The organism is Paenibacillus durus ATCC 35681, assembly GCF_000993825.1.
GTDB lineage: Bacteria > Bacillota > Bacilli > Paenibacillales > Paenibacillaceae > Paenibacillus_AQ > Paenibacillus_AQ durus_B.
On record NZ_CP011114.1, the window covers coordinates 5161948 to 5182099 of the forward strand.

At 52.9% G+C, this 20152-nt stretch carries 20 protein-coding genes; 16 read left to right on the forward strand and 4 right to left on the reverse strand.

Annotated elements, in window-relative coordinates; all coding sequences use genetic code 11:
* Positions 1-98: 98 nt before the first annotated feature.
* From VK70_RS24125 to VK70_RS24165, 9 genes are all read left to right on the forward strand, one after another.
* Complete coding sequence (locus VK70_RS24125; RefSeq protein ID WP_025695373.1) at positions 99-1235, forward strand: GGDEF domain-containing protein; 1137 nt, start codon at positions 99-101, stop codon at positions 1233-1235.
* 1145 nt (positions 1236-2380) lie between these two features.
* The gene (locus VK70_RS24130) at positions 2381-2770 is read left to right on the forward strand and encodes a NusG domain II-containing protein (RefSeq protein ID WP_025695079.1); all 390 of its coding nucleotides are present in this window, start codon (positions 2381-2383) and stop codon (positions 2768-2770) included.
* Positions 2754-3305, forward strand: coding sequence for a Gx transporter family protein (locus VK70_RS24135; protein WP_025695080.1), 552 nt, complete (start codon positions 2754-2756; stop codon positions 3303-3305). Before VK70_RS24130 ends, VK70_RS24135 begins: the two co-directional genes overlap by 17 nt.
* Before the next feature lie 33 nt (positions 3306-3338).
* On the forward strand, positions 3339-4205 hold the full coding sequence (locus VK70_RS24140) for an ATP-binding cassette domain-containing protein (protein WP_025695081.1): 867 nt from the start codon (positions 3339-3341) through the stop codon (positions 4203-4205).
* Positions 4181-5077 (forward strand): ATP-binding cassette domain-containing protein, encoded by an 897-nt coding sequence (locus VK70_RS24145; RefSeq protein WP_046723866.1) that lies wholly within the window; start codon positions 4181-4183, stop codon positions 5075-5077. Before VK70_RS24140 ends, VK70_RS24145 begins: the two co-directional genes overlap by 25 nt.
* Positions 5070-5861: an energy-coupling factor transporter transmembrane component T family protein gene (locus tag VK70_RS24150; RefSeq protein ID WP_025695212.1), complete on the forward strand. Its 792-nt coding sequence runs from the start codon at positions 5070-5072 to the stop codon at positions 5859-5861. Before VK70_RS24145 ends, VK70_RS24150 begins: the two co-directional genes overlap by 8 nt.
* A gap of 42 nt (positions 5862-5903) precedes the next feature.
* Entirely contained in the window at positions 5904-7835 is a 1932-nt protein-coding gene (locus VK70_RS24155) for a peptidase U32 family protein (protein ID WP_025695213.1), read from the forward strand.
* A gap of 50 nt (positions 7836-7885) precedes the next feature.
* Positions 7886-9151 (forward strand): aspartate aminotransferase family protein, encoded by a 1266-nt coding sequence (locus tag VK70_RS24160; protein WP_036639908.1) that lies wholly within the window; start codon positions 7886-7888, stop codon positions 9149-9151.
* 72 nt (positions 9152-9223) lie between these two features.
* Entirely contained in the window at positions 9224-10108 is an 885-nt protein-coding gene (locus VK70_RS24165; RefSeq protein ID WP_036639905.1) for a UbiA-like polyprenyltransferase, read from the forward strand.
* 93 nt (positions 10109-10201) lie between these two features.
* Here VK70_RS24165 and VK70_RS24170 read toward each other — a convergent pair whose 3' ends face one another.
* From VK70_RS24170 to VK70_RS24180, 3 genes are all read right to left on the reverse strand, one after another.
* Positions 10202-11182, reverse strand: a complete 981-nt coding sequence (locus VK70_RS24170) for a polyprenyl synthetase family protein (protein WP_025695216.1) — start codon at positions 11180-11182, stop codon at positions 10202-10204.
* A gap of 21 nt (positions 11183-11203) precedes the next feature.
* Complete coding sequence (locus VK70_RS24175; protein ID WP_025695217.1) at positions 11204-11650, reverse strand: hypothetical protein; 447 nt, start codon at positions 11648-11650, stop codon at positions 11204-11206.
* Positions 11651-11880: 230 nt separating this feature from the next.
* Positions 11881-13764 (reverse strand): FAD-dependent oxidoreductase, encoded by a 1884-nt coding sequence (locus VK70_RS24180; protein ID WP_025695218.1) that lies wholly within the window; start codon positions 13762-13764, stop codon positions 11881-11883.
* A gap of 159 nt (positions 13765-13923) precedes the next feature.
* On the opposite strand from VK70_RS24180, the gene VK70_RS26775 reads away from it, so the two are divergent.
* Positions 13924-14115, forward strand: coding sequence for a hypothetical protein (locus VK70_RS26775; RefSeq protein WP_025695219.1), 192 nt, complete (start codon positions 13924-13926; stop codon positions 14113-14115).
* Here VK70_RS26775 and VK70_RS26780 read toward each other — a convergent pair.
* A complete protein-coding gene (locus VK70_RS26780; protein WP_144415299.1) occupies positions 14097-14420 on the reverse strand; it encodes a hypothetical protein in 324 nt (107 codons plus the stop codon). The genes VK70_RS26775 and VK70_RS26780 overlap by 19 nt on opposite strands.
* Before the next feature lie 411 nt (positions 14421-14831).
* Here VK70_RS26780 and VK70_RS24190 point away from each other — a divergent pair, with 411 nt between their 5' ends.
* The 6 genes from VK70_RS24190 to VK70_RS24215 all read left to right on the forward strand — a co-directional run bounded on the left by VK70_RS24190 (position 14832) and on the right by VK70_RS24215 (position 20088).
* Positions 14832-15113 carry a hypothetical protein gene (locus tag VK70_RS24190; protein WP_025696995.1) on the forward strand — a complete coding sequence of 94 codons (282 nt, stop codon included), beginning with the start codon at positions 14832-14834 and terminating at the stop codon, positions 15111-15113.
* 112 nt (positions 15114-15225) lie between these two features.
* Positions 15226-16641: a sensor histidine kinase gene (locus tag VK70_RS24195; protein WP_025696997.1), complete on the forward strand. Its 1416-nt coding sequence runs from the start codon at positions 15226-15228 to the stop codon at positions 16639-16641.
* Between the two features lie 97 nt (positions 16642-16738).
* A complete protein-coding gene (locus VK70_RS24200) occupies positions 16739-18013 on the forward strand; it encodes an MFS transporter (RefSeq protein WP_081754923.1) in 1275 nt (424 codons plus the stop codon).
* Positions 18014-18065: 52 nt separating this feature from the next.
* Positions 18066-18776: an NAD(P)H-binding protein gene (locus tag VK70_RS24205; protein WP_025697002.1), complete on the forward strand. Its 711-nt coding sequence runs from the start codon at positions 18066-18068 to the stop codon at positions 18774-18776.
* Positions 18777-18833: 57 nt separating this feature from the next.
* On the forward strand, positions 18834-19214 hold the full coding sequence (locus VK70_RS24210; protein ID WP_025697004.1) for a RidA family protein: 381 nt from the start codon (positions 18834-18836) through the stop codon (positions 19212-19214).
* A 286-nt stretch (positions 19215-19500) separates the two neighbouring features.
* Positions 19501-20088: a TetR/AcrR family transcriptional regulator gene (locus VK70_RS24215; protein ID WP_036641669.1), complete on the forward strand. Its 588-nt coding sequence runs from the start codon at positions 19501-19503 to the stop codon at positions 20086-20088.
* Positions 20089-20152 lie beyond the last annotated feature (64 nt).

The window sequence follows — 20152 nt, forward strand, 5'->3', positions numbered from 1 at the left end:
TGATTGATTAATTCCTCATTTTTCTGTACAATTTTCAAGATTATTATGAAATCTTTGCGGCAGCTTATCCTAAAATAATATTCTGGCGTGGTGAAGGAATGAGAATAAAGGACTTTGTAAATGCGTCCGATGCTTCCATACATAGGCAGACCAAATGGATCAAACGTTTTTTGGAGACTTATTGGGTTGTCATTGCGCTGCATTTTGCCGCCCAGTTGTACGCATACCTTTTTCTTCCATATGAGATTGAAGCCGGGATTTTCTATTATAAGGTTCTTTTGGGGCCGACGGTGCTGATGGGGGGAAGTGTCGCGGCGGCCCAACTGATCGACCGGTATGCGGGCAGATACTCTTTCATCTCCTTGTTTGCGGCGGGCACATTCGTCTCGATGGTGATTATCCATCTGAATATGGATATTCGCATTATAGGGGCCATTATGCTGCTGCCCATTATGGCTTCAGCTATTTTCTTCCGGCTTGATTTAACTATGTATACGGCAGTCTTGCAGATTGCCGCCTTCTGCATTCTGTACAATTGGGATTATCGGTTCAAAGCCTTTCTGAACCCGTTCGATCTGATATCCATTCCTATCTTCATTCTTGTAGGCACGCTGGTGGCTGGCATTATTATTGTCAATGGACGCGAGCTTCTGTATGATCTGGAGACGACAATGAGCGCCAAGCAGAATCTTATGGTCGAGAACGCCGCGATACTGAAGATATCCAAAACGGATGCTCTGACCGGATTGTTCAACCACATGTCATTTCATGAATTTTATGAAAAAGCGCTGGAATATGGGGAATTGGGAGTTCCCTTTCATCTGGCTCTGCTGGACATTGATAATTTCAAGGCAATTAACGATAAATTTGGGCACCGGACGGGCGATCTCATTTTATCCAGAGTGGCGTGCACCATCCAGGAGAATATCCCGCCCACCGACATCGCTACCCGCTACGGTGGTGAGGAATTTGCCATACTGCTGTTTGAGCAGACGTTTGAAGAGGCGCTCTCCCTGATGGAGCAGGTTCGGACGGCGTTCGCCGAAACGCGGCATGCGGAACTGGGCGGACTTGCCGTAACCGTAAGCATCGGCCTCAAAAGCTATGAGAAGGGAACCACAAAGGAACGATTGTTTGAAGATACGGACGCCCTGCTGTATGCCGCGAAACGCTCGGGCAAAAACAAAGTCGTTACGCCCCTTCAAACAGTGGACGAAGGCAGCGCGGTGTTATAGATGAGATGAGGGTCGGCGGCTTCCGGTTGGCGATGCATGGAAAATTTTTTAGGTTTTGGCGAAAATTTAAGGTCTTTTTCAGGTTCTGGTCAGGTTCTTTTCAGGTTTGGGGTGTATATTGAACTTACCAAACACCCCCCAGTGTTTTGTAATATATTTCTTTTATGGTCCTGTCGACTCCCAAGGCAGGGCCATTTTTTTTAGGGAGAGCATTTATGAAGAGAATGTGATCTATTTCACAACATGATACAACAAAATAATTTATATTAAATTTAGTTAATTAAAATTGAAATTATTATATAAGATGAACTTGAAAAATGACATCAGGGTAAGAAGGAACGAAGGGGAAGTTTGGAACTGTAGGAGCGATGATATCTGATGGAAAAGTCTTAAGTTCATCTTATATAAATCGGGAAAGAGGAATGAAGGATGAAAGTAGAAGGCAGTTTCCGCCGCGGATTGGCTTTTGGTGTAATGTTGAGTGTTCCTTTGTGGATGTCCCTGGCCGGCTGGCTGCATTTTCTATAAAATGGACAGCGCCCGATCTCCGCAAACAACGGTTACCGAGCGCTTAGTATGCTTGGCGGAAACGCCTGTGTCCATATGACAACCCGGCCGTCTCCGTTCATGTATATTTAATCTTCCCGCCGTTCGTGAGCAACGGGCGTATACTCCTCTTTATTCCAGCAGCCGTATGGGGGATAATAGCTCTGCATCCAAAACGACAAAAGCCCTGCCTCTCTTTTGTCCTTGCGGCTCCAATGACCGCGCCAGTGTGAGTCGGAAAACCAGTTTGAAATATCATCTCATATAAATAAGGAAGAGTCGCGCTAGAAAATGTGGAAACTTCTTTGGCGAATTCCATAAACTCGGAAAAATCAAATATTATCAAATTTTAACATATAATTATCCGGGATGCAACAAGATTCCAGCGTATTCTCCCGGCGATGCGGTTTATGGCTTGCCTGGGGGGGGGATATCCCTAAAAAACCGGATCATCCTTTTTTTTCTAGCGATTAATATACATTTTGTGAAGTCCGATTAAATTCGGTGAATAAACTTTCGCTTTCATTGAAGGATTTCCAGGAGGCCGCTATAATTATTAAGTCTAGTTAGCATTTGATTAAAAAATAAGGGAGAATTTTATGAAACGCGCAGATATGCTGCTGATTGCCGTCATATTGATTGCAGCGCTGGCTTTTCTTGTGCCCCGTTATTTCTCCGGCAATGAAACCAAAGGGGGACAAGGGAAAGAGCTGGTAGCCAATGTCACGGTGGATGGCAAGCATTACCGTACTATTAAGCTCACTAAAGAGGAACAAACCATCGATATCCGTACGGAACACGGCTATAACATTCTTAAAGTGCATGATTACGGAGTAGAAATGTATGAAGCGGACTGCCCGGACCAAGTATGCCTCGGCTTCGGTTTTATTACCCTGCCTAAACAGACGATCGTCTGTCTGCCGCATCGGGTACTGGTGGAAATCGCAAGTGGAGCGGGGGAGGATGAAATTGATGGGTTTGTCCAATAGCGAATCAAGCCAGGCGCTGAAGAGAACGGTGATTATCGCCATTTTTTCCGCGGTGGCTGTGGTGCTCGGCATTGTGGAGGCGCAGATTCCGCTGTCCGCGATGGGACTTATGCCGGGGGCGAAGCTGGGCTTTGCCAACATTATGATTTTGACCTGTATCTATTTTTTGCGCGGGCGCGACGCCTTTATGCTTGTTATACTGAAAACGCTTCTTACCGCATTCATCTTGGGTACCTTCTCCAGTCTGCTGTTCAGCCTGTTCGGCTCGCTGCTCAGCTTCATCGTCATGTTCCTGCTGATGAAGGGAGGACGCATGAAGCTGAGCCTGATCGGGGTAAGCATCGCGGGAAGCATTGCACATAACATCGGGCAACTGGCGGCAGCGTCTATAGTGATGGGGACCACGAGCATTATGTATTATTTGCCGATTCTGCTTGTGACCGGGATTGTCACCGGGATTGCCGTTGGTTATGCGGTTCGCTATCTGGTGTCCTCGTTGTCTCAAATATCGCTGTTCGAGGAATTTTTACGCTAAGCTTGAGCGAGCCGCAGGAAGGATGAACACAGCATGAATGAAGTGAACGGAAAGCGGAATTTCGCAGAGCACAGCCCGGACGCCATTGTTCTGAAGGACGTGTCTTTCGGCTATGACCCGGAGAATCCGGTCCTGCAAGGAATCTCGCTTCGCATCCCGCAGGGGCAGTGGGTTGGCCTGGTGGGTGCGAGCGGATCGGGCAAATCGACGCTGGTGAAGCTGCTGAATGCGCTGCTTCCCGCAAGCGTCGGCGAAATTGCCGTGTGCGGCGAGGTGCTGACTGAAGAAAGCGTCCCAAGCATCCGCCGAAAGATCGGCATGGTGTTTCAGAATCCGGACAATCAGTTCGTTGGAGAGACGGTGGAGGAGGATATCCTATTCGGTCTGGAGGGGCTGTGTTTGTCCTGGGAGGAGATGGACCGGCGTCTGCATCTGTACGCCGGCAAGCTCGGGGTTTCCGGACTGCTGGCCAAGCACCCCGGAGAGCTGTCCGGGGGACAGAAGCAGCGGGTCGCGATTGCATCCATCCTTGCCATGGAGCCGGGCGTCGTCATCTTTGACGAGGCCTCTTCCATGTTGGACGAAGAGAACCGGAACGGGCTGCTGAGTATTTTGCGGGACATGCATGCGGAAGGGTACACCATTCTCATGATTACGCATGATGCCGATGAGATTATGGCTTCAGAGCGCGTGCTCGCGCTGTGCGGAGGTGAGCTGGCGGGGGATATGACGCCGGCTGAGCTGTTCCGCAGCCGCGAGCTAATGGAGGCGTGCCGCTTGTGCGCGCCGTACGCCTGGGAGCTGAGCCGCGAGCTTGAGGCGCGGGGCCTGACAATCGGCGTTCCCGCCAGTGAAAAGGAGCTTGTAGATACGCTATGGCCATTCAACTGCAGCAAGTAAGCTATACCTATGCGCAGCGGAGCTTGTGGCGGCAGGCTGCGCTGCACGGCATCGATCTCGACCTTCCCCAAGGCTCCATAGTCGGCGTCGCCGGATCGACGGGATCGGGCAAATCGACGCTGCTTCAATTATTCAATGGAATCTTGAGGCCGACGGAGGGGAAGGTGTCGGTTCTCGATATTACGCTCCATGCCGGAGAGAAGACGCCTAAGCTGCAGCCGCTGCGGCGGCGGGTCGGGCTCGTCTTCCAATTCCCGGAGCAGCAGATGTTCGCGGAGACGGTGGAGAAGGATCTGTGCTTCGGTCCGCTCAATTTCGGCATGAGTCCGGACGAAGCGCTAGAGCGAGCGCGGCGGGCGATGCTGGATATGGGGCTGGACCTTGCGCTGCTTGGACGCAATCCGTTCCGCCTCAGCGGCGGACAAATGCGTAAGGCGGCCATCGCTTCGGTGCTGGCCGCAGACCCGGAGATTGTCGTGCTGGACGAGCCGACAGCGTCACTGGACCCGGTCAGCCGCAAGGAACTGATCGGACTGCTTACGCGTCTGTGCCGGGAGCGCGGGCGCACCATCATTGTCGTCACGCACCGGATGGACGAGCTTTTGCCTTATGCCGACCGCTGGGTCATTCTTAGCCAGGGCCGCGCCGTCTTCCAGGGTGGTGTGAAGGAGTTGGCAGCGGACCCTTCCGTGCTTACGCGCTGCGGTCTGGCTGTGCCGGACTCGCTGCGCTACTGGCGGGCCGTTGCGGACCGGCTTGGCCTTGATGACGAAGCTCCAAGGCTGACGGCGGAGGGGCTGGCGGAGCTGATTGTCTCCAGAAGCGGGAACAACGCCGTCCGCGCTGGAGAAGAGGGGGCCGGCCATGAATGAGCGTTTGCTGCTCGGCAGAGTCATTGAGACCGGCTCCTGGGTACATAAGCTGGACCCGCGTTCCAAGCTCATTGGGATGCTGCTGTACGCCGCCGCCATTTTGCTGTCCCGGTCCTGGCCGGCCATGGCGCTGCTTGCCCTGTTCTCGGTGACAGTGGCGGCTTCAACCCGGATTCCGCTGAAATATTATTTGAAGGCGGCCAAGCCGCTGCGGTATTTAATGTTGTTTATTTTTATCGTTCAGCTGCTGTCGGTCAAGGAAGGGGCGGTATGGCTAACGCTTGGTTCTTACTCTCTCCACGAGGAGGGGCTCAGGCTCGGCGCGTTCGCGGTCATCCGCACATTCCTGCTGGTCGCCTTTACCGCACTGCTGACGTTTACGACCACTCCGGCCCGCCTGAACCAGGGGATGGAGGGGATCTTGTCACCGCTTAGGTTCACCGGACTATCTCCGGGCCGCTTTACGCTGATGGTCAGCCTCGCCCTGCGGTTCATGCCGACCATTCTGGACGAGGCGCAGATTATTCTGAAGGCGCAAGCCTCGCGGGGGGCCGATCTGAGCGAGCTGCCGCTGAAAGAGAAGGGGCGGATGCTGGTGACGCTGCTCGTGCCTGTCATTGCCGGGGCGTTCCGGCGCGCCCAGGATCTGGTCTATTCCATGGAAGCGCGCGGCTTCCAAATGGATGCCCCCCGTTCGCGGTATCACCGCCTGAGGTGGGGCTGGGCCGATACTTTTTTTATCGCCATGTTCGTTATACTGGGCTTTGCCGCAGCTATCCTGTAAATGGGCAGGTCATCAGGGGAGTCACTTAAGGAGGAAACACGCATGACGCGTTATTTTAATGGAAAAGAAATTGAATTGCTGGCGCCCGCCGGCACCTTCGAGATTTTTAAAGAGGTTGTGCAGTCCCGCTGCGATGCGGTCTATTTCGGCGGACCCGTGCTCAATATGAGGATGATGCGCAAAGGCTACAATTTATCCCATGAAGAGATTGCGGAGGCGCTGTCTATCGCCCATGGTCTTGGCAAAAAGGTCTACATTACCGTCAACAACCTGTTCAGCGAGCAGGAGACCGGGGAGGCCCGCGAATATCTCGCTTTTCTGGACGGCGTTCGTCCGGATGCGCTGATCGTGCAGGATATGGCGGTGCTGGAGCTGATTCGGGAGATGGGGCTTACCCTGCCTATCCATGCCTCGGTCATGATGAATGTGCATAATTTGGAGATGATCTACGCGCTGCGCGATCTTGGCGTAAGCCGCGTCGTCACTTCGCGGGAGATGGACCTGCAGACGGCGAAGCTGCTGGGCGCAAGGAGCGGAATGGAACTGGAGTATTTTGTCCACGGCGACATGTGCTCGGTTCACGGGGCGAACTGTTACTACAGCTCTCATGTGTTCGGAATGAGCAGCAACCGGGGCAAATGCATGAAGCCCTGCCGGTGGAATTACCGGATTAAAAAGGACGGCTATATCTTCCCAGCGGATTACCCGCTCGCGGTCAAGGATATGTTCATGTACGAAAATTTGCCGGAGCTGATCGACTCGGGAATTACCTCTTTCAAAATCGAAGGCCGCATGCGCGACAAAGATTTTATGGTTATGCTCGTCAACAGCTACGGCGAAGCGATCGACCGGTACATCGAAGACCCGATAGGGTTCGACCGTACGGTTGATTCGAAGCTGCTGTACCAGAACCGCAAGCGCGATTTCTCTACCGCCTACGCGTTCGGCAAGCCGGGCCTGCGGAACATTAACCGCCGGTATGAAGGCACAGGCAAGTTCTACAGTACCGGCAAGGTGTTCAGCACACCGACGGCGGAGCGTGAGCTGTCCGAAGACCGCGTGCTGCAGCTGAAGGGACGGCTAGCCCAGGAGGCGCGGCCTAACCAGGCTCGGGTGAGTCCGGAGCTTGCGGTGCGCGTTAACAACATGGCGCAGGCCAAGGCCGCGCTGGAGGCCAAGGTGGGGCATCTGTACCTGTCCGGCGACGTCTACGAGCCCGACCGTCCATTTACCAAGCGCGACATTATGGAGCTGGGCGCGATTAAGGGAGAAACGAAGCTCTATCTGGGACTGCCGCGGATGATGACGGAGCTGCATTTTGACCAATACGACCAACTGCTGATTCATGGAGAACGCCTGCCGATTGACGGCCTGCTCGTAACGAATCTTGGCGCGATCCGCCGCTATAATACTTCCGGATACCCTATGATTGGGGACGCCAGCCTCAATATCTACAACACTCTAGCCGCCGGGCTGTATGCAGGGCTTGGACTCAAGCGGATTCCCGTATCGCCGGAGATGACGCTGGAGCATTTTGCAGCCTTTGCCTCCCGCAGCTCGCTGCCGCTGGAAATGGTGGTGCACGGCACGCCCGCGCTGATGTATATGGAGCATGATTTATATGAGAATGCCGAAGTGATGGAGCCGATCGGGGAGGAAGACAACCGCTATGTCGGCAATGATGTGCTTGTTCTGATGACCGACAAAGGAGAGAATCCGGTGTACCGGGATCAGCATGGCCGCTGTCATCTGGTGTTCTCCAAAGAGCTGTGCTATCTGCCGATGCTGGATGAGCTGAATGCGGCGGGCGTCTCTACTTTCCGTATTGAGGGATCTACTTATACGCCGGAACAGCTGCGTGAAATCATTACGGCGTATCAGCAAGCGATGAGGGGGACTTCGCAGCAGGGGCTGACCTCCAGCATGCAGCCCGTCTATGCGGGATATACACTGGGGTCACTGCAATTTGATTAAATTTTAAATATCGACGGAGAAAAGAGGGGCCGGCTGTGAACGAGAACAACATGATTGGAAGAGAGGCCGTCACGGCCAAGCGTAAGCAGTATTTCTACCCTTGCACGCAGCATTTTTACCGCAATTCGCCGCAGCTTGTCCGCGGGTCGATGCAGCATGTCTATGACGAGAACGGCAAGGAATACACTGATTTCTTCGCGGGTGTATCGGTGGTAGCTTGCGGCCATTGCAACCCGGCGATTACGGAGCGGACGATTCATCAGCTGCAGCAGCTGCAGCATACGACGACCGTGTATCTGACTCAGCCGAACGTCGATCTGGCGGAGCGGCTAGCGGAAGTGCTTCCCGGTGACTTAAGACGCAACTTCTTCGTGAACAGCGGCTCGGAGGCGAACGAGGGGGCGATGCTGCTGGCAAGGCTCCATACCGGACGCAAAGGATTTATTGCGCTGGAGAGCGGGCTGCATGGGCGGACCAATCTGACGATGAGCGTAACGGGGCTGCCCATGTGGCGGACCGATAAATATCTGGACGGGGATGTAGCCTTTATCCGGCGTCCCTACGACCCGGATTTGACGCCGGAACAGGCGGCGGAGCGTTCATTGGAGGACCTGAAAAAGGTGCTGGAGGAGAAGGGCGGATCGATTGCCGCCATGATCGCCGAGCCGATTCAGGGCAATGGCGGGATGATTATGCCGGAGCGCTCGTACTTCCGTTCGGTGAAGTCGCTGCTGGAGCAGTACGGCGTCCTGCTGATTGCGGACGAAATCCAGACCGGCTTCGGACGCACGGGCAAGATGTTCGCTATGGAGCATTTCGGCGTCGTTCCGGACATTATTACGATGGCCAAAGCGCTCGGCAATGGCGTGCCGGTGGCCGCTTTTGCGGCAGGGGACGAAATTGCCCGGTCGCTGAATACGCCGTCCGCTTCTACCTTCGGCGGGAATCCGGTGTCGGCGGCCACGGCGCTTGCCGTGCTGGATTACATCGAGTCGGAGCGGCTTCCCGAGAGGGCGCGGCAGTTGGGCGCAAGACTGAAGGAAGGGCTTCAGGATCTTCAGAGACGCTACCCGGAGCGAATCGCCGATGTAAGGGGAACGGGGCTTATGCTGGGCATGGAGCTGCGCGGCGGCAATGCGGCGGATGCTGCGGCCTTAACGGATGATGTGCTGGAGGAAATGAAAGATCGGGGATATCTGATCGGGAAAAACGGAGTGGGCCGCAATGTCCTGGCCTTTCAACCCCCGCTGGTGATCATGGAAGCGGATATCGACGGCATGCTGAAGGCGCTGGACGTGACGCTGGCCCGCATTTAAGCGGGCGCTGCGGCTCTGCCGGACATGCAGCGCAAGGCCGGGAACGACAAGGGAAGAATGGGGAAGTAAAAAATGGTCATTATTAACGCCTGCAAAATCGCGGGGCACAAGATAAAAATGTTCAGCGAGCTGGTTATGTTCTCGCATACGCTGTTTTCGCTGCCCTTTGCCATAATATCCATGGTGTGGGCGGCTGGCGGCTGGCCCTCGGGCCGTATTATGCTGTGGGGGCTAATCGCCCTTATCGGCGCGCGCAACGGCGCCAATGCGTTCAACCGGCTCGTTGACCGGGCCTTTGACGGTCAGAATCCGCGGACGGCGCACCGGCATCTTCCGCAGCGGCTGCTGGCTGAGAAGGAAGTCGCCGTATTTATCGTCGTCAACTATATGATTTTCATTGCCGCTTCGGGCATGCTGAACCTGCTGTGCCTGATCCTATCGCCGGTGGCGATCGTGCTGATCTCATCTTACTCCTATACGAAACGGTTCACCTATCTCAGCCATCTGTACCTTGGATTCGTTATCGCTTCGGCTCCGATCGGCGCATGGTTTGCGGTAACCGGACAAATCGCGTTTACGCCCTTTGTCATCGGCACGGTCGTCATGCTGTGGATCGCCGGCTTCGACATTATATACGGTACCCAGGATATCGAATTTGACCGCCGCATCGGGCTGTGGTCCATTCCCAGCTATTTCGGGCTGGAGAACGCGCTGCGCATTGCAGCGGCGCTGCATTTTATCATGATTATGCTGCTGCTGTTTCTATACCAGTGGTGCGGCCTCGGCTGGACATATCTTGCCGGCATCGGCATAGCGACGCTGCTTCTGATGACGGAGCACAAGATCATCAAGCCTTCGAACCGGCAGTTGATGAAGATGGCCTCTTATAATCTGAATCAGGTGATTAGTACGGTTATTTTGGCCAGTACGCTGGTTGATTATTTCTATATAAGCTAGAGGATTGGAACTGTATATAACGGCCAAACGGCCGCTCTCTCCTAATGAATCGGAGAGGGCGGCCGTTTGGCATTGCTATGAGGTTAGGCTTGTTCAGCGGTCTCTTCCCGCAAAGTATGCAATCAGCGTTTCTAGATCGGCATAGGCCGAGTAAGAGGACAATTGCTTCGCAATATCGGCCGCCTGCTCCAAGTAACGGCGGCTCGTTTCTTCCGTGCGGGCGAGAGCATCACTGCCGGAGATTGCCGCCAGAGCAGCCTCGACATCGGCTTCGGAGGAATGGGGGCCGATGCGGCGGATATGGGCCGCGAGCCTGGGGTCCTGCAGCGCGTAGATTACGGGCAGGGTGACTTGACCGTTGCGGAGATCGCTGCCGGCAGGCTTCCCAAGGGTCTCTGACGATTGGGTGAAGTCCAGCAGATCGTCTTGAATCTGAAAGGCGATGCCGAGCGCCTCGCCGAATTTGTACAGAGCCTCGGCCGTTTCTTCCGTGCTCTCGGCCGACAGCGCTCCCACACGAAGGCAGGTAGCCATCAGCAGAGCCGTCTTGTTGAGCGATTTCTCCAGATATTCCTCCATGGTAATATCGTAATCGTAGGCGTGCTCCATCTGCTGATATTCCCCGATGCACAGCTGGGCGGTGGCGACAGCCGACAGATCATGCACATAACGGTTTTTATTCTTTGCCTGCTTGCTTAGCAGCTCGATCACCCGTGCCGACATGTAATTGCCGATATGGACGGCGGAGAGGACCCCCGTCTTGCTATGCAGGGCGGGACTGCCGCGCCGCAGCTTGGCATCGTCGATGATATCATCATGAACGAGCGAGGCGGCATGAATGAACTCGGCTGCCGCGGCGAGCTGAAGCGTTCGGCGGCGGGTTCTCTTCCGGCCGAACCGGCTTCCGACTATCACCATAAGCGGGCGAAGCCTTTTACCGCCGGAAGCGATAAGCTCCAGGACGCTTGTCGCCAGCGGCGAGCCTGCGGGAACATCCTTGTCGCCCGTTAAGAGACGCTCAATTTCACGGTTAACTTCTGCAATGTCGATATTCAAGGCTTCGTGAAGCTTCATGTTGGTGCGATCCCACCTGTTCTAACACTTTTTCCGATTTGCCGTATTCTTTGATTCAGCATTCAGGAACTGTCCGATTTGGGCTGTGAGGTTCAGCTCGGCATAGTCCCCGTTCGACCTCCTAATCTGCTGCTGCTTAATAAAAGGAGCCAGATGGACGACGAGATCCAGTTCACGATACTTTATGGCGAATTGAAGGTAAAAGCTGTATAAATAATCTCCATCCAGCACACTGCGGATCAAGCCCGGATGAGTTGCAGTGCATTCCATATGATACCGGGCTGCCTGGGTAAGAATGATATAAATACCCATCAGATGCAGTTTGCGGCTGTATTCCAGATTGAAGCCTTCCATTACCGGGAGAAGATCCTCGCCTTCCCCGGGAGAGAGAGTAAGCTGAATTCCGGCGATGGGCGACAATTCTGCCTGAAGCAGCCGGATGGTATCCCCAATGAGTTGCCTGTTCACGGGATTCTCTCCTTCTTATCGGTTTTGCCCGAAGCGGTCAACGCCTGAATCCTCCTGCCAAACCACTCTTAAATAAGGAGAGTAATGTGCCTGAAGGACACATTACTCCATAAAAGTTTGGTTATTAAGCTTGTATGATTACACAGAAAACACATAAATCACTTATATAATGTTTGTAATGAAGGGCTATTTTATGATGGCGGGCAGATAAAATGATGGATTCAGAGCGTTCAGTCGGTAAACAAATACCAGCGCCTTACAAACGGAACTTTCTTCCACTGCTTCTTAAGCCAAGGCAGAACATAGTAATCGAGACCGAAGACGCTGCCGGAACCGCCGATGCAGGCGATCGCCGCCGCAACATACCATAGCATTTCCGTGGACGCCATCTTGGTCGTCCAGATCATGACGGCCATGCCGATTGTTCCAATCGATGCAATGGCTGTGAACAGGCCGACGATGAGCATGATACCAAAGATGATTTCGGCGCATACCATACCGAGCTGGAACCACTTGGCAAGGAACGTATAGTTGCCGTCCGGTTGATAGAATAAGAGGTCCATGAACCAGTTCGAAATGTTGTAGATGAACTTTGGAACCGGAAGGGCGGACACCGCTTCTTTGGCCGTACCGACTGCCGATGCCGCCGATTGAGCGTCGACCGTTTCCTTGACGTTGCTTACCGCTTCGCTGGCCGCCGATATTGCATCCTTAAGATAAGGGGCCGCCGGGATCAGGAAGATCTTGCTCCAGCCTTGATCGATAATTTTCTGCAGCTTATCAATGCCTTCATACACCCACATGCCGCCGAGCAGCATGCGAAGCGGAACGAGCCAGAAGTTAGGCGAACGCTTGGAGAAATATCCGCCGACGAAGCTTCTGCGGTTCTCCACGTGGAAGAACTCGTGCATCATGTATGTCCATACTTTGTTGAAGCCGACGACACCGGACAAATAGTAGATATTGATCATATGCTTAGCGAACATGGCCAAAAATCCGGTGAGCATGAACATTTTGTTCGGAAGGCCGACATTGGCTACGCCGTAGCGGCTTCCGATCGATACCATCGTACCGTGGAAGGCCGGTTTGTATCCTTTTTTCGCCGTTCCGTTAATATCGGCTACAATGTTGCCGGCAATCAGCGGAGCGGCAAGCTCGGCATTCTCAACCATCTGCGGAACCGGACGCTGCTCACCTTCGACAATGTAGAAGATGTTGTCGCCGACAACATATACGTTCTTGTGGTCAACGCTTTCCAGATGTTCGTTGGTTACGATGCGCTTGCGGCCTTGCTGTTGGACATCAAGTTTGCCCACAAGCTCAGAGCCTTCGACGCCCGCCGTCCAGACGATGGTATTCGCGGCCACGACATTCTTCTCGCCGAGAGCCACGCTGCCTTTGCCTACTTCGGTGATCTTAGCGCCAGTCACGATCTCCACGTTCAGCTTACGTAAATGAGCCTCGGCTTTGCGGATCAGCTTATCCGGCAGGATCGGCAGAATTTTCGGCGCCATATCGGCAACGATCAGCCGTACTTCTTTCGGATCGATAAAGAACTCTTGGCACAGCTCTTCGCGGTATTCCGCCATTTCGCCAACCAGCTCAACGCCGGTAAAGCCGGCGCCGACGATAACAAAGGTCAGCATGGAACGGCGGACTTCCGGTTTCTTCTCTTTGGCCGCCTGCGTGAACATGTCGCGGATTTGGCGTTTCAGCGCAATGGCGTCGTCATAGGACCAGAAAGAGAAGGTGTTCTCTTCAGCGCCGGGAATTCCGAAGAAGGTCGGCTTACTGCCTGTGCCGATAACGAGATAATCATATTCATAGACCGCTTTTTCGGACGTCAGCTTCTTGCCTTTGAAGTCAATATCGCTGATCTCGTCGAGGACAACGTCCACCTTGAGACCGGCAAAAATTTTCTTCAGGTCGATCTTGATCGAATCCTCGGGAGCGCGGTTTGCCGAGACCTCATGCAGCTCAGTCAGCAGCGTATGGTAGGGGTTCCGGTCGATCAGTTTGATCTCTACGTCTTTATTGTTCTTTAATTTCTTTGCGAGTTTTTTGGCTGTGAGTACGCCGCCGTAGCCACCGCCAAGAATCACGATTCTTTTCAAAAGAAATTCACCTCGTTCGTCTGATTAACTGTATAAAACCGCGAATTATTTCGCTCCTTCAAGTGCTTTTTCCGCCAGAGCCCAATACTCGCCGACGCTGATCGTCACGCCGGAAATGGCATCGGTCTTGCCTTCGGCATCGAATGCGGGAGCTGCGGTTTGGTTGGTCAGGTAGTACTGCTGCGCTTTGATCGCTTCTTCATGCCATTCGGCTTGTGCGCCGCCTTTGGATACGAGACCGTATTTTCCGTCCTCGGAGACCTTTTTCTTCAGATCGCCGACGTTGTTGACGTTGAACCCGTTCCAGTCAGCTTTGGTAATTTTGCCGCCTTCTACAGTAGGATTGCGTAAGTTTGCCAGCCGGTTTTTTCATCGGCAGGAATAGTGGCGTAGTAAACACCGTCCTGGTATTTGGCTGCATCTGTCGACGGAGCCGCGCTGCTTGCAGCCGATACTGATTCGGCAGGAGCGGTGCTGGCTGCCAGAGCACTGTTGTTGCTATCGCCACAGCCTGCGGCAAGCAAGCCGAGGAGCAGGGCGCTGGATACAACCACTGTTGTTCTTCTTATGTTGGTATAACCTCCCGAAAAAAAGTTTAAAAAATATATATTAAAATGTAAAACATTGAAACAATAAAAAAATGTGATGAATATCACTATGTAAATGATCTATGTCACTGAGAGATTAGGAGTTTAGGCTGTTTAATCTCATGATTATGTGATCGATTGAAACCAATACATAAAATTCTATTTGTTTGCATGATTGCCGAAGGATACTAACATAATTTTTTCAATATAGTTGTGAAAATAATCACTTCTAAGATAATACCTTATATTATATGTCGATTATATCGAAGTTTTGAATAAATTAATAGATTAATCAACAAAAAATAATAAAATATTTGACAAAATCCGACTCGATTCGTTTCAGCGCAAAATAAAGAAGATTCACCCTAAATATTGGGCAGATTCATCCTAAATATGGAAGGGTAATTTACTATAGAAAAGCCATGGCCCCTGAACTTTATCCAGTATGAAATAACTGTTTATTAAAGGAAGGCGATGTCTATGTACAATTCCCATGTGATTGCCGGGAGGATTATTGAGATCCGCAATGACCGCGTGCTCACTCAGCAGGGTGACACCATTTGCACTTATCACTTCAGGTATTACATGCTGCCGGATGAAGAGATATGGACAGAAGAGCAGAGCATTTCCCGGGAGACTCCCGGTACGCCGCAGGAGCCTATACATGACAAACAGCATCATCGCTTATTGGAGCTTGTTAGACGCTGGCATTTAGCCTGGCCCCGTTTTCTCCATATGAAGAAGAGCGCAAATCGAATCTGATTTGCGCTCTTCTTCCGTTCAGACCGTATAAGCGCCAAAATGATTAAAATTAATTATTTATTATGATAGTATAATATTGATAGATCATTTGGCGTTTTTTGGGAGTGAACGCATGGAGTATATAAAAATATTTTTCGTTAACACGGCGGTGTTGATAACTTTGGCTTATCTGGCCAATCTGCTGTTCAAGCATACTATTTCCCGTGTTCCTGAACAGCTCAAGCAGGTAATCTGGGTTATTATGGCTGTCTTTGCAGGCTGGCTCAGCTCTTTCTTCGGTTACCGGCTGGATGAGCAGGTTATTTTCGATTTACGCTATGTTCCGCTAATTATCTCCGCTATAGCTTACCCGCAGCCTTTACTCCTGATTTTGATCGGGGTGGGGACAGGCCTGATGCGCTTTACGTTCGGCATTAATATGGCTGCAGCGGCGGGGGTGCTCAACCTCTCCATTCTGGGTTTCATTTGCGCTGCCATTTCCCCCTGGATTCGACGTTCTCCAATGTCCATGACGGCCAAGGGCCTGATTATTATTCTGGTGGTCAACTTCTTCAATGCGGTCAATATCATTCTATTCGGAGTCATCTCCTTACATGAATATGTATCAAAGATTATGCCGGTCACGTTCCCGGCGGGTGTGGCGCTCAGCATTCTGTTTGCGCTGATTGCCCGCGATTTTCATCTGGAGCGTGAACGAATGCGGCAGATCGAAGAGGCCAATGCGCTGCTCTCCGAACAGACGGAGGAACTCTATAAGAATAGAATCGTTCTGGAAGAACGAGCGAAGCAGCTTATGCTGGCCTCCCAATATAAGTCGGAATTTTTGGCCAATATGTCGCATGAACTGCGCACTCCCCTAAACGGCATTCTCAATCTGTCCGAGCTTATCGCGGAGAGCGACGATATGGCCGCCAGAGAGGAGATCCAGGCTTACGGAAGCCTTATTCACCGTTCTGGCGAAGATTTGCTTCTATTGATCAACGATGTCCTGGATTTGTCCAAGGTGGAGGCCGGCAAGCTGGAAATCGTCCATGAAGAGGTCAACATCAGCGAGCTTCCCATGCTGCTTTATCAGCAGTTTGAGGTGATCGCCAAGCAGAGAGGGCTGGATTTTACCGTTAAGCTGGATGATGGCCTGCCGGAGACGCTGGTCTCCGATTCGCAGCGGATGCAGCAAATTCTGCGCAATCTTCTCTCGAACGCATTCAAGTTCACCCATCAGGGCGGCGTTTCGCTGACGGTCCGCCAGGAGAAGCGGAAGCAGGGAGCGCGTGAAACCTCCTGGATCGAGTGGGCGGTGTCGGACAGCGGCATCGGTATCGCGAAGGACAAGCAGCTTACGATCTTCGAGGCGTTTCAGCAGGCGGACGGGACGATCAGCCGGCAGTACGGAGGAACGGGCCTTGGCTTGTCCATCAGCCGCGATCTTGCCCGGCTTCTTGGCGGGATGATTACGCTGCAGAGCCAGGAGGGCCAGGGCAGCACGTTCTCTCTGTACCTGCCGACAACCCTAGAAGACAAGGCATAAAAACTCCAATTATATTTGTAATTCTGACGTATTGACGCTGGGGCGGCGCGGAGTAAAATGAAGCACAAAGCCGCGCCAAAGGAGTGTTTATACTGCCATGCACATCATGAGAAACCGTCCCGAAGCCCATCCTCCCAAAAGAGGCCGCAAATTTTCGACGTACCGCAGGAACCTGCATATGGCCACATGGGAAGGCGTGCCTGCGACTATTTTTCAGGTGCTGCTTCAGGGGCCGTTTCTCACCGGATTTCTACTGTATCTGGGCGCCTCTTCCGGGCAGATCGGCTTTGTGCTTGCGCTTACTACGCTCGTGAATGTCGCGCAGATTGGAGTGGCTTTTCTGATTCAAAGGCTGCCCAGCCGCAAGTGGGCGCTCGTTACCTTTGTCGGCCTTCACCGGCTGCTGTGGTCATCGACCGGACTTGTCCCGTTTCTCTTTCCCCGTCCATTTTGGGTGACCGCTTTCATTACACTGTACGCCCTTGCATTTATAATGAATACCGCCGGAGCGGTGCTGTGGAGCTCGGTCATCAGCGATCTGGTCCCTCCGCGCGTGCGGGGGCGCTATTTCGGTATCCGCAACACGCTGCTGAACGCTTTGGGAAGCCTCGTCCTGTATGGCGGCGGCGTTATTCTGGACCGTTACCCGGGCGGACATGGATTTCTAATCTTGTATATTGTGGTATGGATATTTTCCACGGCCAATGTTATCGTATTTTTCTTCTATCCCGATGTGCCTTTTGAGAAATCAGACGAAAGCAAGTTTGTGCCGATGTTTAAGAAACCGCTTCACGACGGACTGTTTATGAAATCGACGCTGTTTCTTTCGCTCTGGCTGCTGCTGCAAAATGTGACCGTGCCGCTGTACTCCTATGTCATGCTGCAATTGCTGCACATCAATTACCAAACGCTTTCGCTTCTTAACGTGTTCCAGACGGTGTTCATGATGGTGAGCTTCTATTTCTGGGGCAATCTGAACGCGAAGTACAGCAACAAGCTCCTTCTCTTCTGGACACTGCCCATCATCGCGGCCTCATCGCTGCTATGGGGGCTGCTGTCAGTCTTTCCGGCGCTTCTGGTGCTGGCAGCCGTGCATATTGTGTTCGGAGTGGGAGTAGGCGGATTTAACCAGCTGGCCTTCAATTTCATTATTGGGGATACGCCGAAAAAAGAGCGACCGATGTATATGGCGATGTATGCGGCGCTTACGGGTCTCGCGTCGTTCTTCGGTCCGCTGGTCGGCGGCAAAGTATACGAGTGGATCGAAAATTGGCCGTACTGGGTACAGGTATACGGGATGCAGCTTATCGTTGGAGGGCTGATGATTGTTCTGATCATGCTGCTGGGGCGCCGTATATTGAAGGATGTCTAGACCATGCGCGGTTATAGAATCCCGGTCTAAAATTTACTGAAGGAGAATATTCATGGACAAAAAGGCAGTGGTGCTTGGCGCCACCGGGCTTGTGGGAAAGGCGGTGACGGAGGAACTTTTGCGCGGAGCTTGGAAGGAAGTAAGGGCCCTTGTGCGAAGACCGCTGGATATCCGTCATGAAAGGCTGAAGCAGCATGTGATCGACTGGGAACGGCTGGAGCGGTACGGCGGGTTGTTCGAAGGAGCGGACGCCGTATTCTGCTGCCTCGGGACGACCATTAAACAGGCCGGATCGCAGAAAAATTTCGAGCGCGTCGATCTGGAATATCCTGTGCAGGCCGCAGCGCTTGCCAGGGAAGCCGGAGTGGGACAATTCTTAGCGGTATCCTCCATGGGGGCCAATCCGCATTCGCGCAATTTTTACAGCCGGACCAAGGGCCGGATGGAAGAAGGATTAAGCCGCACGGGCTTTCCGGGGCTGCATCTGTTCCGCCCGTCTCTTCTGCTGGGAGAGAGGGAGGAATTCCGGCGGGGAGAGCGTATCGCCTCTTGGCTCATGACGAGGCTGGAGTTCCTGCTGGCTGGCAAAGCCGCAAAATACCGCGCCATCAAGGGAGAGGCCGTAGCGCGTGCCATGGTTCATATTGCGGCGGCTGATCCGAAGGGGCTGCATATCTACCCGAACGATGTCATTCAAGTGCTGGGAAGGGACTTTTCTGCGGATTCCGAACAGATCCGGGGCGATACGGAATGTTTGCAATAAAGAGAGAGAAGGCTTTACAATGGGGACGTAAATAGATGAATGGGAGGAAATTATGATATGAGCAAAAAGCAGGTAGCCACGTCTAAAGCACCGGGGGCCATCGGTCCGTACAGCCAGGCCATTATCGCCGGAAATTGGGTATATACCTCCGGCCAACTGGGATTGGACCCGGCCACGGGAGAGCTCGCGGGAGACGTACAGGCCCAGGCGCGCCAGTCGCTGGCGAATGTGCAGGCCATTCTGGAAGAGGCGGGAGCTTCGCTGGACCTCGTAGTGAAGACGACGGTATTCCTGAAGGATATGAATGATTTTGCGGCTGTGAACGAGGTGTACAGCTCGTTCTTTAAGGAGCCGTATCCGGCGCGCAGCGCGGTCGAAGTCGCCCGTCTGCCCAAAGACGGACTCGTGGAGATTGAAGTGGTGGCGCGCAGAAAATAACTGCGGCACTCATAGGTATTGAAATCCGGATTCCAGCCTTATAGGGGGACCGGATTCGCATAGACCCTTTCCCGCAGGACTGCAGGCAATGCGCAGGATAGCGGGAGAGGGTTTTTTTGAAAATATAAGAATTTATAAGCAGAGCGCTTATCCATTTGTCTTATATTTCTACGAGAAACGGTACCGTCCCTAAAAGGACGGCGAAGCCGTTTCTTCTTGAAAAAAGAATATAGGCTGTTGACATTCTACCTACTAGTAGGTATACTGAGCTCAAGAGGTGAAGGACATGAACCGGTCCGATCATATAATAAACGTTGCAAACCGCCTGATATTAGAGAAAGGGTACAGTGCTTTCAGCTATGCGGATGTAGCTGCCGAGATTGGTATCCAGAAGGCGAGCATTCACTATCACTTCCCCTCCAAAGCCAACTTGGTGCAAAATGTGGTGGGCAGATACCGGCAGGAAGTTCGGGCAAATCTGTCAAAGCTCGATTCGCTGACCGATGATCCGCGGGAGAAGCTTGAACAGTACTTGTCATATTGGGAGTCGTCCTTGCGGAGCAAGGCTACGGATATTTGCCTTTGTGCGCAGCTCGCTTCCGAGATTCCGATTCTGCCCGAAGAGGTTACCCGCGAGATTCGGGGTCATTTCCGGGATTTAACGGATTGGCTGGCACGGCTGCTGCGGGATGCGGCTGCCAAAAACCGGTTTGCCGGAGGGGAAGCTCCCATTGAGGAAACCGCTCATTCCATTCTGGCTTGTATACACGGCGGGCTGCTGGCTTCAAGGGCATTTAACGATCCACGGCAGTTCAGTATGGTGAAGAATCGCCTGGTGCCATTGATTACACCGGAGACAGCGATAGCGAAATAATCCGCAAGAAGAGAGACAAATTTTTTTTAGGTTAATCTACCTACTAGTAGGTAATCAATAAACA